The 12462-nt window shown below is 70.2% G+C and carries 10 protein-coding genes and 2 tRNA genes; 10 read left to right on the top strand and 2 right to left on the bottom strand.

Annotated elements, in window-relative coordinates; translation table 11 throughout:
- The first annotated feature begins 58 nt into the window (after positions 1-58).
- Both B9B60_RS08725 and B9B60_RS17160 read left to right on the top strand, forming a co-directional pair.
- Positions 59-922 carry a hypothetical protein gene (locus tag B9B60_RS08725; RefSeq protein WP_084450967.1) on the top strand — a complete coding sequence of 288 codons (864 nt, stop codon included), beginning with the start codon at positions 59-61 and terminating at the stop codon, positions 920-922.
- A 1-nt stretch (position 923) separates the two neighbouring features.
- Positions 924-1793, top strand: coding sequence for a hypothetical protein (locus B9B60_RS17160; RefSeq protein ID WP_084450964.1), 870 nt, complete (start codon positions 924-926; stop codon positions 1791-1793).
- Positions 1794-1836: 43 nt separating this feature from the next.
- On the opposite strand, the gene B9B60_RS08715 is transcribed toward B9B60_RS17160, so the two are convergent.
- Entirely contained in the window at positions 1837-2547 is a 711-nt protein-coding gene (locus B9B60_RS08715; RefSeq protein ID WP_084450962.1) for a hypothetical protein, read from the bottom strand.
- A 257-nt stretch (positions 2548-2804) separates the two neighbouring features.
- Between B9B60_RS08715 and gyrB the strand changes: the two genes are divergently transcribed.
- The 8 genes from gyrB (at position 2805) to B9B60_RS08680 (ending at position 11295) form a co-directional block, all read left to right on the top strand.
- Positions 2805-4886 (top strand): DNA topoisomerase (ATP-hydrolyzing) subunit B, encoded by a 2082-nt coding sequence (gyrB, locus tag B9B60_RS08710; RefSeq protein WP_084450960.1) that lies wholly within the window; start codon positions 2805-2807, stop codon positions 4884-4886.
- Positions 4887-4958: 72 nt separating this feature from the next.
- A complete protein-coding gene (gene gyrA / locus B9B60_RS08705) occupies positions 4959-7529 on the top strand; it encodes a DNA gyrase subunit A (protein ID WP_084450958.1) in 2571 nt (856 codons plus the stop codon).
- A 134-nt stretch (positions 7530-7663) separates the two neighbouring features.
- Positions 7664-7999, top strand: a complete 336-nt coding sequence (locus tag B9B60_RS08700) for a DUF3566 domain-containing protein (RefSeq protein WP_234993811.1) — start codon at positions 7664-7666, stop codon at positions 7997-7999.
- 85 nt (positions 8000-8084) lie between these two features.
- A tRNA-Ile gene (locus tag B9B60_RS08695) sits at positions 8085-8161 on the top strand.
- A gap of 23 nt (positions 8162-8184) precedes the next feature.
- Positions 8185-8358: a DLW-39 family protein gene (locus B9B60_RS17155; RefSeq protein ID WP_159451180.1), complete on the top strand. Its 174-nt coding sequence runs from the start codon at positions 8185-8187 to the stop codon at positions 8356-8358.
- A 13-nt stretch (positions 8359-8371) separates the two neighbouring features.
- Positions 8372-8444, top strand: a tRNA-Ala gene (locus tag B9B60_RS08690).
- Positions 8445-8989: 545 nt separating this feature from the next.
- The gene (locus B9B60_RS08685; protein ID WP_084450956.1) at positions 8990-9820 is read left to right on the top strand and encodes an alpha/beta fold hydrolase; all 831 of its coding nucleotides are present in this window, start codon (positions 8990-8992) and stop codon (positions 9818-9820) included.
- A gap of 260 nt (positions 9821-10080) precedes the next feature.
- Positions 10081-11295: an IS30 family transposase gene (locus B9B60_RS08680; protein ID WP_456152091.1), complete on the top strand. Its 1215-nt coding sequence runs from the start codon at positions 10081-10083 to the stop codon at positions 11293-11295.
- A 123-nt stretch (positions 11296-11418) separates the two neighbouring features.
- Here B9B60_RS08680 and B9B60_RS17150 read toward each other — a convergent pair whose 3' ends face one another.
- Complete coding sequence (locus B9B60_RS17150; RefSeq protein WP_084450952.1) at positions 11419-12426, bottom strand: hypothetical protein; 1008 nt, start codon at positions 12424-12426, stop codon at positions 11419-11421.
- Positions 12427-12462: the final 36 nt, after the last annotated feature.

Genomic DNA, 12462 nt, shown 5'->3' with positions numbered 1-12462 from the left:
ATCGTGAGATGTCGCTCTTGATCCAGAGGGCGGACCTATGCCTTCGAGGAGAGCAACCATGAGCGGACCGGAGAACCCGCGAGGCGGCGACGCCTTCGACGACTTCTTCGGCGACCCGACGCCGTCCGGACGGATGGGCCCCGTGTCCCACGCGTCGGACGCTGCCCCCTTCGCCGAGGACGAGCCGACCCAGGACGTCGAGCTGCGCCGACGGACGCAGCAGCCCACGCAGGCTGCTGCGCCCGTGCCCCCCATCCAGCCCGAGCCGACCCCCCAGGGAGCGCTGCCGGACGACTGGTGGGACCCCGAGCCCGTGACCACCCCGGCGGCGCCCGTGGCCGCTGCGAGCACCTGGCAGCAGTCCCAGCCGGTCGGTGAGCCGAGCCCGTACCACGAGCAGCCGTCTCGCCGTGGTGGGTCCGGCCGGTCCGGCTCCCCGCTGGGTCTCGTGGCCCTGCTCGTCGGTGGCGTGCTCCTCGGCGGGCTGTGCGTCGGTGGCACCGTCATGGCGATGGGCGGTGGCGACGACGAGCCGACCGCGCAGACGACGGTGACCAAGACCAGCTCCCCGCAGAGCGAGACGTCGAGCAGCTCGTCGACGAGCGAGGAGACGTCGAGCTCGAGCTCGACGTCGTCGAAGAGCACCAGCTCCTCCCCCACCCGCCCGGGTGTCGCGCCCGCCGGGGTCAAGCAGTGCGCCGGACCCTCGCAGGGCACCAAGGTGGGCGCCGGGACCACCGTGACGAGCTGCGAGTTCGCCACGGCGGTGCGCGATGCCTACCTCGCTGCCGACCCCGAGAACGGCAAGGCCACCTTGCGCGTCACCAGCCCGGTGACCGACAAGGCCTACACGATGACCTGCTCCGGTGAGGGCGTCACGCGCTGCACCGGCGGCAACGACGCGGTCGTCGTCCTCTACTGACGTGACCACCCGCCGCCTGGCGGCCGCAGCCCTGGGTGCCGCGCTGCTCACGCTGCCCGCCTGCAGCGACGACCCGGCGCCGGCCACCGGCACCACCACATCGACGACCGCGACGTCGAGCCGCCCAGCGGCCACGCCGCGACCCGCCGCGGCCGGGGCCGACCGGGAGCTGGCGCGCTCGGTCGCCAAGGTGGCCCGGGCGCACCCCGAGGCCGACATCGCGCTGGCGCACGCCCCCGTCGGGGCCCGGGGCCCCGTCGAGGTCCACGGCCACCCGACGACCCTCGTCGCGTGGTCGACGATCAAGGTCCCGCTCGCGCTCGCGGTCATCCGCTCGGCCGACGGCGGCGACTGGTCGGGTGACGTCGAGAGGGCCCTCACCGCCTCCGACAACGCGGCCGCGGACTCGCTCTGGCAGCGCCTGGGCGCGGGTGAGGCGGCTGCCGGGGCCGTCGAGACCCAGCTGCGTCGCGGTCACGACACCCGCACCGAGGTGCCGGCCGAGGTCACGGTGCCCGGCTACTCGGCCTTCGGTCAGTCCCGGTGGCGGTTGACCGACCAGACCCGCTTCACCGCCGCCCTGCCCTGCCTGGCCGGGTCGTCGAGCGTCACCGAGGCCATGGGCCGCGTCGTCGACGGCCAGCGCTGGGGGCTGGGCACGATCCCCGGCGCCCGCTTCAAGGGGGGCTGGGGCTCGACCCCCGAGGGCTATGTCGTGCGGCAGCTGGGCATCGTGCCCGGGACGAAGGGGGACCTGGCCGTCACCCTGCAGGTGCGCACCGGCACCCATGAGGAGGGCACCGCGATCGCCGACGAGCTGGCCCGGTCGGTGCGGCTGCACCGCGGCACGCTCGAAGCCGGCCGCTGCTGATCGCCGCGGCCGGCCTCGACGGGGTCGTGCGTCAGGTCGTGCGTCAGGCCTTGTCGACGCTCTCGAGGATCTCGGTGGCCACCTCGTCGGCGGTGCCGGCGTCGGAGGCGGAGACGGTGATCATCGCCGCGCCGGAGTCCGTGGGGACGGCGAGCATCCGACCCTGGACCGTGGTGCCGCCCGCCGACAGGGAGTAGGTCGTGTCGAGCGCCTCGCCGAGGTCGGTCTCGACCGTCTCGGTGCCCTCGACCTTGGCGCTGATCTGCTCGAGCTGGGACTTCAGGTCCGCCTCGGTCGGCATCGCCGGCGAGGCCAGGACGTTGACGTTGTCGGCGAAGTCGTTGGTGGTCTCGCCGACGAGCATCAGGTCCATGTTCTTCATGGCCTCGAGGAGCTGGTCGGTGGTGGTGCCCTGGGCCTCGGCCATCTCCTTGAGGGCGTCCGGGGCCTCGCCGCTGCTCGCGACCTCGGCCGGGTCGACGGCCGTCCAGCCGTCGGGCACGTCGAAGCTCACGCCGGACTTCTTCGCCGTGGCGGTGCCGTCGTCGCTCCCTTCGGCCTCGTCGTCCGAGGACTGGTCCTCGGAGGCCTCGGTGGACTCGGAGGTCGCGCTGTCCTCGGGGGAGGTGGACTCGCTCGAGGCGGAGCTGCTGGAGGTGTCGGTCTGCTCCGAGTCACCACCGCAGGCCGAGAGGGCCAGGACGGCAGCGGTCGCGAGGGCGGCGAGGGCACGGGGTCCGTGGAGTGGGCTCATGCCTCGATCGTATGGGCCGAGGCGGCTCGCCGGGTGGCCGGAGCGTGAACCCCGAGAGCGGTCCTGAGAGCCCGTGGGGGGCCGGTGCGCGTACCGGGAGTCGTGCGGCGCCCCGGCCGGCGGCGAGAGGCGCCGCCACGGGCGTCCAAGATGCGTCGTCCGTGGCGTCGAGAGGGTAGAATCACAGGGTTGAGGCCGCGGTGTCAGCCCTGTGGGGCCAGCCCGCGGCGATCCATGCACCGCACTCGAGGAGCACCGTGGCAGACGAGCAGTCGCCAGACACCCAGCCGAGCACCCCGGACCCGGGGAGCCCCGAGTACGACGCGAGCGCCATCACGGTCCTCGAGGGCCTGGAGGCGGTGCGCAAGCGCCCCGGCATGTACATCGGCTCGACGGGCGAGCGCGGCCTGCACCACCTCGTCTGGGAGATCGTCGACAACTCCGTCGACGAGTCGATGGCCGGCTACGCCGACACGATCGACGTCACCCTCATGGAGGACGGCGCGGTCCGCGTCAAGGACAACGGCCGTGGCATCCCCACCGACATCCACGAGGCCGAGGGCGTCTCCGCGGTCGAGCTCGTGCTCACCCAGCTGCACGCCGGCGGCAAGTTCGGCGGCGGCGGCTACAAGGTCTCCGGTGGCCTGCACGGTGTCGGCTCGTCGGTCGTCAACGCCCTGTCGACCCGCCTCGACGTCTGCGTCCGGCAGAAGGGCCACGCCCACCGGATGTCCTTCGAGGGAGGGGTGCCGACCGGCCCCCTTCGCCGCGAGGAGGAGACCGATGCCACCGGCACGACGATCACCTTCTGGGCCAGCCCCGAGATCTTCGAGACGACGACCTACGACTACGAGACCATCCGCGCGCGCTTCCAGCAGATGGCCTTCCTCAACAAGGGCCTGACGATCAACCTCGTCGACGAGCGCGTCGAGGAGCCCACCGAGACCGAGCAGGCCGAGGACCTCGACCACGTCGACGACGACATCACCGAGGTCGTCGACCCCGAGGACGGCGCCGAGGCGGCCCCCAAGAAGGCCCGCAAGGTCTCCTACCGCTACGACAACGGCATCGTCGACTACGTCACGCACCTCGTCGGGTCGAAGAAGTCCGAGCCGGTGACCAACGAGATCATCGCCATCGACAACGAGGACCCCGAGCGCTCGCTCTCCCTCGAGCTGGCGATGCAGTGGACGACCGCCTACAGCGAGTCGGTCCACACCTACGCCAATGCCATCAACACCCACGAGGGCGGCACCCACGAGGAGGGCTTCCGCGCGGCGTTGACCAAGCTCATCAACGACTTCGCCCGCAAGCAGGGCCTGCTCAAGGACAAGGACGACAACCTCACCGGTGACGACATCCGTGAGGGCCTGACAGCTGTCGTCTCGGTCAAGCTCGGCGAGCCGCAGTTCGAGGGCCAGACCAAGACCAAGCTCGGCAACTCCGAGGTCAAGGGCTTCGTCCAGCGGGCGATGACCGACGAGTTCGGCCACTGGCTCGAGACCCACCCCAACGAGGGCAAGGACATCGTCCGCAAGGCCGTCCAGGCCGCGGCGGCGCGCATGGCCGCCCGCAAGGCGCGCGAGGCGACCCGCCGCAAGGGCCTGCTCGAGTCCGGCGGCCTGCCGGGCAAGCTGTCCGACTGCCAGAGCAAGGACCCGACGGTCTCCGAGGTCTTCATCGTCGAGGGCGACTCAGCTGGTGGCTCGGCCAAGGCCGGCCGCAACCCGGAGAACCAGGCGATCCTGCCGATCCGCGGCAAGATCCTCAACGTCGAGAAGGCGCGGATCGACAAGATCCTCGCCAACACCGAGGTCCAGGCCCTCATCTCGGCCTTCGGCACCGGCATCGGCGAGGACTTCGACCTGGCCAAGGCGAGGTACCACAAGATCGTCCTCATGGCCGATGCCGATGTCGACGGCATGCACATTCGCACGCTGCTGCTGACGCTGCTCTTCCGCTTCATGAAGCCGCTCATCGAGGCCGGCTACGTCTACCTCGCCCAGCCGCCGCTGTACCGGCTCAAGTGGTCGAACCACGACCATGAGTTCGCCTTCAGCGACCGTGAGCGCGACGCGATGATCGCCGAGGGCCAGTCGAAGGGCTGGCGCCTGCCCAAGGACAACCCGGTCCAGCGCTACAAGGGTCTCGGCGAGATGAACTACCAGGAGCTGTGGGAGACGACGATGGACCCCGACACCCGGGTCCTGCTCCAGGTGACGCTCGACGACGCGGCCGCGGCCGACGAGATCTTCGCCGTCCTCATGGGCGAGGACGTCGAGTCCCGCCGCAGCTTCATCCAGAAGAATGCGCGCGACGTGCGCTTCCTCGACATCTAGGCCGTCCGGCGCGCCTTCGCGCAGACCCCGCCTTCGCCCCCCTTCGGCACGACCCCGAGGTGACCTGACCACATGACCGACACCCCCACCACGCCCGAGACCGACCGGACCGAGCCGGTCGACCTCAACGCGGAGATGCAGCGCAGCTACATCGAGTACGCGATGAGCGTCATCGTCTCCCGCGCGCTGCCCGACGTGCGCGACGGGCTCAAGCCCGTGCACCGCCGCATCGTCTACGCGATGTACGACGGCGGCTACCGCCCCGACCGCGGCTACAACAAGTGCTCGCGGGTCGTCGGCGACGTCATGGGTCAGTACCACCCGCACGGTGACTCCGCGATCTACGACGCCATGGTCCGCCTCGTGCAGCCCTGGTCGTTGCGCTACCCGCTCATCGACGGGCAGGGCAATTTCGGCTCCGCCGGCAACGACGGCGCGGCCGCCCCGCGGTACACCGAGTGCAAGATGGCGCCGCTGTCGATGGAGCTCGTGCGCGACATCGACCAGGAGACGGTCGACTTCGTCCCCAACTACGACGGCAAGACGCTGCAGCCCGACGTGCTGCCGGCGCGCTTCCCCAACCTCCTCGCCAACGGCTCCGCCGGCATCGCCGTCGGCATGGCCACGCAGATCCCGCCGCACAACCTGCGCGAGGTCGCCGACGCCGCCCAGTGGATGCTCGAGCACCCCGACGTGCCCCGCGAGGAGGCTCTCGAGGCGGTCATGGGCTTCATCAAGGGCCCCGACTTCCCCACCGGCGCGCTCATCATGGGCACCCGCGGGATCGACGAGGCCTACCGCACGGGCCGCGGGTCGATCATCATGCGGGCCGTCGTCGAGGTCGAGGAGATCCAGGGGCGCACCTGCCTCGTCGTCACCGAGCTGCCCTACCAGGTCAACCCCGACGCCCTGGCGCAGAAGATCGCCGAGATGACCAAGGAGGGTCGCCTCTCCGGCATCGCCGACATCCGCGACGAGTCCTCCGGTCGCACCGGTCAGCGCCTCGTCATCGTCCTCAAGCGCGACGCCGTCGCCAAGGTCGTCCTCAACAACCTCTACAAGCACACCCAGCTGCAGACGACCTTCGGCGCCAACATGCTGGCCCTCGTCGACGGGGTGCCGCGCACCCTGCCGATCTCGGCCTTCATCCGCTACTGGGTCGAGCACCAGATCGACGTCATCGTCCGGCGCACCGAGTACCGCCTGCGCAAGGACGAGGCCGCGATCCACATCCTGCGCGGCTACCTCAAGGCCCTCGACATGCTCGACGAGGTCATCGCGCTCATCCGTCGCTCGCCGACGGTCGAGGAGGCCCGCGAGGGCCTGATCAAGCTGCTCGACATCGATGAGCTGCAGGCGATGGCGATCCTCAACCTCCAGCTGCGCCGTCTCGCGGCCCTGGAGCGGCAGAAGATCATCGACGAGCACGACGAGATCGAAGCCCGCATCGTCGACTACAAGGACATCCTCGCCCGCCCCGAGCGGCAGCGGCAGATCGTCTCCGAGGAGCTCGCCGAGATCGTCGACCGCTACGGCGACGACCGGCGCACCCGGATCCTGCCCTACGACGGTGACGTCGCGATGGAGGACCTCATCCCCGAGGAGGACGTCGTCGTGACGATCACCCGGGGTGGCTACGCCAAGCGCACCCGGGTCGACGAGTACCGCGCGCAGAAGCGCGGCGGCAAGGGCGTGCGCGGTGCCTCCCTGCGCGGCGAGGACGTCGTGCGCAACTTCTTCACCACGACCTCGCACCACTGGCTGCTCTTCTTCACCAACCTCGGCCGGGTCTACCGGGTCAAGGCCTACGAGCTGCCCGAGGCCGCCCGCGACGGCAAGGGCCAGCACGTGGCCAATCTGCTCGCCTTCCAGCCGGACGAGCAGATCGCCGCGGTCTACGCGATCAAGGACTACGAGGCGGCGCCCTACCTCGTCCTCGCGACGAAGCGCGGCCTGGTCAAGAAGACCCGCCTGACCGAGTACGACTCACCCCGCAGCGGCGGCCTCATCGCGATCAAGCTGCGGGAGGACGACGAGCTCATCGGGGTCGGCCTCGTGTCGGCCGAGGACGACCTGCTGCTCGTCTCGCGCAATGCGATGTCGGTGCGCTTCCACGCCACCGACGACGTGCTGCGCCCGATGGGGCGCTCGACGAGCGGCGTCACCGGCATGAAGTTCCGCGGTGACGACTCGCTCCTCGCGCTCAACGTCATCCCGGCCGGCACTGACCCCGACGTCTTCGTCGTCTTCGAGAAGGGCGTCGCCAAGCGCACCGCCGCCTCGCAGTGGACCGCCAAGGGCCGCGCGGGTCTCGGGGTGCTCGCCGCGAACTCCGAGAAGGGCGGTCAGCTCGTCGGTGCCCTCGTCGTCGACGAGAGCGACGAGGTCATGGTCGTCATGGAAAAGGGCAACATCGTCCGGTCGGCGGTGTCCGAGGTCAACCGCACGAGCCGCAACACCCAGGGCGTGAACTTCGCCTCGCCGCGCAAGGGTGACGCGATCGTCGCGGTCGCGCGCAACGTCGACCGTGGCGAAGAAACGGACTCCGAGGGTGACGATGTAGCGTCAGACCCTGACGCACCCGTCGAGGACACGGCGGAGACCGCCCAGCAGGGGGATGCCCCCGGAGGTGATCAGGAGTGAGCACGACAGGAGACACCACGGCCGTCCGCACGGCCGGGGGCTCGTCCCAGGCGACAGGACGGAGCCCGGCCGCTCCGGCTGCGGCCCGACCGGCCCCCCGTGCCGGGCGCCGGGTCAAGCTCATGGTCTCGAGGGTGGACCCCTTCTCGGTGATGAAGGTCGGCTTCCTCGTCTCGGTGGCCATGGGCATCGCCATGGTCGTCATGACCGGCGTCATGTGGGCTCTGCTGTCCGCGATGGGCGTCTTCGACTCGATCAACGAGCTCGCCGGCCAGATCATCGGCGACGGGTCGGGCGAGACCTTCGACGTCATGGACTTCCTCGGCTTCGGCCGGGTGCTGTCCCTGTCGATCGTCATCGCGGTCGTCGACGTCTTCCTGCTCACGGCGATCGCGACCCTCGGCGCCTTCCTCTACAACATCGTCGCCAGCCTCGTCGGCGGCGTGCACATGACGCTCACCGACGACTGATCCGCATCCCGGCCACCGTTTTGGTTTCGGCGGCCGGTGTGGGGTAACCTCGGGCGTCGCGCCACGGAGAGATCCCGGTGCACTCGGGCCCATAGCTCAGGCGGTTAGAGCGCTTCGCTGATAACGAAGAGGTCGGAGGTTCAAGTCCTCCTGGGCCCACCAACACACACGGTGAGGAGAGTCCTGTGAAGAAGGTTCTCGTACTCGTCGCGGCCGCGGTCGGCGCGGTATACGCCCGGCGCAAGGTCGAGCAGCAGCGGTCGGAGAAGGACCTCCACGCCGCCACCAGTCGGATGTCCAGATCTCCCAAGCCCGCCGGTGGCGGAGCCTGGGCCGAGGCCACCGACCGTCCCACCTGATCCACCAGCCCTCGGGGGCGTGGCGCAATTGGTAGCGCATCTGCTTTGCAAGCAGAGGGTTGTCGGTTCGAGTCCGATCGCCTCCACCGAGATGAACGAAGCGCCGTCCTGAGGCGTGAGCGCCCCCGGGCGCGAACCACGAAGGAGGGGCGGCCCGCACGAGCGGACCGCCCCCCTTCGTCATGTCTGGGGTCGGTGCTTCTTCGGCAGCTTGGCCACGATCGCCTCGTAGGAGTCGTCGACGGCCTCGAGCAGCTCACGCTCGTGCCGCCGAGGAAGGCGAAGATCTTGCCCCGCTCGCCGGGGCCCACCTTGGCGACGAGGTCGCCCTCCCACGGCTCGTCGGGCCAAGCGCCCGGTAGCGACAGGGCGTGCTCACGGACGGCGTCGGCGCTCATGGGGCCAGCGTGGCAGGTTTCGAGGCTCGCTGGCGCTCGCACCTCAACCAGCGTGGGTGGCCTGGCGCCCGCACCTCAACCAGCGTGGGTGGCCCGGCGCTCGCGCGGGGCTTCCGGCCCTTCGAGACGCTCGCCCGCTGCGCGGACTCGCTCCTCAGGGACCGGGGCAGGGGGGTGTTCCGCACAGCGGAGCGCCCCCCTTCGCGCGGCCTCCGGGGCCATAGGTTGCCGACATGAACGCTGTGCAGACCACCAACCCCGAGGTCGCCTCGACGATCGACGTCGGCGGCATCGCCACCAACTACCACGACGTCGGCGAGGGCGACCCCGTCCTGCTCATCCACGGCTCCGGTCCCGGCGTGAGTGCCTGGGCCAACTGGCGCGGCGTGCTGCCGGCGCTGTCGCAGGAGCACCGGGTCATCGCGCCCGATGTGCTCGGCTTCGGGTACACCGAGCGGCCGGAGGGCGTCACCTACGACATGGCGACGTGGACCCAGCACCTCGTCGGGCTGCTCGACGCGCTCGGCCTGGAGCGGGTCGCGGTCGTCGGCAACAGCTTCGGCGGGGCGCTCGCGCTCAACATCGCGACGCACCACCCCGACCGCGTGAGCCGGCTCGTCCTCATGGGCGCGGCGGGTGTGCCCTTCGAGATCACCGAGGGCCTGGACAAGGTGTGGGGCTTCGAGCCGTCGCTGCCCAACATGATCGAGCTCATGGACGTCTTCGCGTATGACAAGTCGCTGCTCACCGAGGACCTGGCCCAGCTGCGGCTCGACGCGGCGACTCGGCCGGGGGTCCACGAGGCCTTCAGCGCGATGTTCCCCGCCCCGCGGCAGCGTTGGGTCGAGGCGTTGGCCGTGCCCGACGCCGACATCCGCGCTCTCACGCAGCCCGCGCTGATCCTCCACGGCCGCGACGACGAGGTGATCCCACTGAGCACCTCGATGCGACTGCACGAGCTCATCGACGACTCGCAGCTGCACGTCTTCGGCCGGTGCGGTCACTGGGTGCAGATCGAGCACGCGGAGGGCTTCGCGCGGCTCGTCGGGGACTTCCTGGGCTGAGTGGGCATGACGAAGGGGGCCGGTTCCGCAGCTTCGGTTCACATGGTCCTCGCAACACCTCGATCTGAGGAGTTGCGAGGACCATGGTCATTTCGAGCCAAAAGCGGCGTCGTGTTGAGGTCTCTGCGGAGGTAGTTGCTGTGATGGTGGCTGCCTTCGAACGGGAAAGATCGATTGGTGCCGCAGCCAGGGCGGCTGGATGTGCTCACTCCACAGCTCGTCGGCATCTGGTTCGGGCGGGGTTGGTGCAGGCCGAGCCGATGCCGTTGGGCAAGCCGCGTCAGCGGGCCGAGTTTGACGAGCTGATCGCGTCCGGGGTCCACAACGCCGTGGCCGCTCGTCGGGTTGGGGTCACGCTCGACACGGGCCGGTATTGGATGCGGGGCGTGCGTAAGAGTCATGGCCGCACGATCTATCCCGATGGGCGCGTCACGGGCCCGCCGGCCAAGCGAGCGGCTAGGAACAGGCCCATGATCGAGGTCGTGGGTACGGGCAGGTTGCTGTCATTGCAGGATCGTCTGGTGATCGCCGACGGGCTGATCAACCGGGAGTCGATGCGTTCGATCGCTGCCCGGCTGGGCCGGCCGACCTCGACGGTCACACGTGAGGTCGCCGCCCACCGCGATGAGCAGGGCCGGTACGCGCCCCACCGGGCGCATCGTGACGCCGCGGATACCCGGGCCCGGCCGAAGGCATCAAAGCTGGCGCGGCCGGGAGCGCTACGCGAGTACGTCGTGGACGGGTTGTCACGGAAGTTGTCACCGGAGCAGATCAGTAACAGGCTCAAGGTCGATCACCCCGACGACGAGAGCATGCGTGTGAGCCACGAGACGATCTACCAGGCCCTGTACTTCCAGGCTCGTGGCGGCCTCAAACGTGAGGTCCAGACCGCGTTGCGCACCGGTCGTACGATCCGCAAACCCCAAGCCCACGGGGTGCGGCGGCCGCGGTTCGTCGACGAGATGATCATGATCAGCGACCGGCCTGCCGCGGTTGAGGACCGCGCCGTTCCCGGGCACTGGGAAGGCGACCTGATCACCGGCAAGAACAACGGCTCAGCGATCGGAACGTTGGTCGAGCGCTCGACCCGGTACGTGATGCTGCTGCACCTGCCGGGCACCCACGACGCGATCACGGTGCGTAACCAACTGGTCGCCGCGATGCGACGCCTGCCCGATCACCTGCGCGGGTCGCTGACCTGGGACCAAGGCGCCGAGATGGCCGCGCACGCCTCGTTCACCACCGCGACCGACATGCCCGTCTACTTCTGCGACCCGGCATCGCCCTGGCAGCGCGGCTCGAACGAGAACACCAACGGGCTGCTGCGCCAGTACTTCCCCAAAGGCACCGACCTGAGCGTCCACGGCCCCGAAGAGCTGGAGTACGTCGCCCAAGAACTCAACGCCAGACCACGAAAGACGCTCGACTGGGCAACCCCAGCCGAGCGTCTTCGTGATCTACTCCAAGAGGCCTAACCACCCAGGCCGAAATCCACACGGTGTTGCGAACACCCCATGAATCCGCCCAGCAGCGGAACCGGCCCCCCTCGTATGGCCCTGAGACGGGCGCGGGGCGCCCTCCTCAGGGACCGGCCTCGATCAGGCCTTGCCGTCGTCCTCGACCGGCAGGTCGCCACCGAGGTTGTGCGGCGTGACGTCGCTGCCCTCGGAGGTCTCGGTCGTCGACGGGACGGCCGAGCTGTCGGCCCAGTCGCGGGCGGAGCTCCACGCGTCGGTGCCCTCGACGGACTCGTCCTGGGCGCGGGCCTCGGCGGTGTCCTCGACGGGGGCCGCCGGCGCGGCCAGCGGGTCCTCGTCGATCGCGGCCGGCGCGGCCAGCGGGTCGGCGGCCGGGGCCTCGGACGTCGTGGCGGCAGCACCAGCGGCACCGGCAGCGGCCGGGGTGGAGACCGTAGAGGCGCGGCCCGAGGCGGGCGCCTTGTAGGGGTCGCCGGCGGGGACGGCCCACGGGTCCTTCTTCGGGCCCTGCTTCTGCTTCGCGACGACGGCAGCGATGCCACCGGCGACGAGAGCAAGGAGGAGGAGCTTGAGCCCGCGGCGCTTCTTCTTCGGCTGCTCGCCCTTGGCGGCGGCCAGGGCCAGCTGCGGGTCGCGGTCGTCACGCAGAGCGGCGACGACCTCGGGGGCGCGGGTAGCGGCCTCGTCGGCGGCCTTGCGGCTCGCGGCGGCACCGGCGGCGGCCAGGCCGCTCGCCGTGGTGACGACCTTGGGCAGCACCTCGTCGACGAAGGTGTCGCGCACGTCCTGCACGTCCTTGCCGGCCTGCTTGCCCTGCTTGCGCGCCTGCTTGCTCGTCTTGCGGACCTGCTTGCGGGCGGTCTTCTTGCCCTTCTTCGCGTCCTTGGCGGCCTGCTTCCTGGCCTCCTCGGCGGCGTCGCGCAGCTCGTCGGCCTTGGCGGCGGCGCTCTCGCGAGTGGCGCTCGCCTGCTGGCTCGCGGCGACCTTGAGCTCCTGCGCCCGCTCGTTGCCGTGCTCGGTGTGCTCGGCGACCTTGTCGATGATCTCGTGCACCTTGAGCGAGGCCGCCTCGGCGGTCTCGTGGGCCCGGACGCGGCCGTCCTCGACCTTGCTGTTCTTCTGGAACACACTTCCTCCTGCGCCATTGGGGTACACACCCATCCT

The organism is Janibacter indicus (genome assembly GCF_900176385.1).
Taxonomy (GTDB): Bacteria; Actinomycetota; Actinomycetes; order Actinomycetales; family Dermatophilaceae; genus Janibacter; species Janibacter indicus.
This window is presented reverse-complemented; position numbering and strand designations above follow the sequence as displayed.

Excerpts from the sequence above, each read along its gene's own strand:
- B9B60_RS08725 (WP_084450967.1), top strand. The coding sequence starts at position 59 with ATGAGCGGACCGGAGAACCCGCGAGGCGGCGACGCCTTCGACGACTTC.
- B9B60_RS08715 (WP_084450962.1), bottom strand. The coding sequence starts at position 2,547 with ATGAGCCCACTCCACGGACCCCGTGCCCTCGCCGCCCTCGCGACCGCT.
- gyrA (WP_084450958.1), top strand. The coding sequence starts at position 4,959 with ATGACCGACACCCCCACCACGCCCGAGACCGACCGGACCGAGCCGGTC.
- B9B60_RS08685 (WP_084450956.1), top strand. The coding sequence starts at position 8,990 with ATGAACGCTGTGCAGACCACCAACCCCGAGGTCGCCTCGACGATCGAC.
- B9B60_RS08680 (WP_456152091.1), top strand. The coding sequence starts at position 10,081 with ATGCCGTTGGGCAAGCCGCGTCAGCGGGCCGAGTTTGACGAGCTGATC.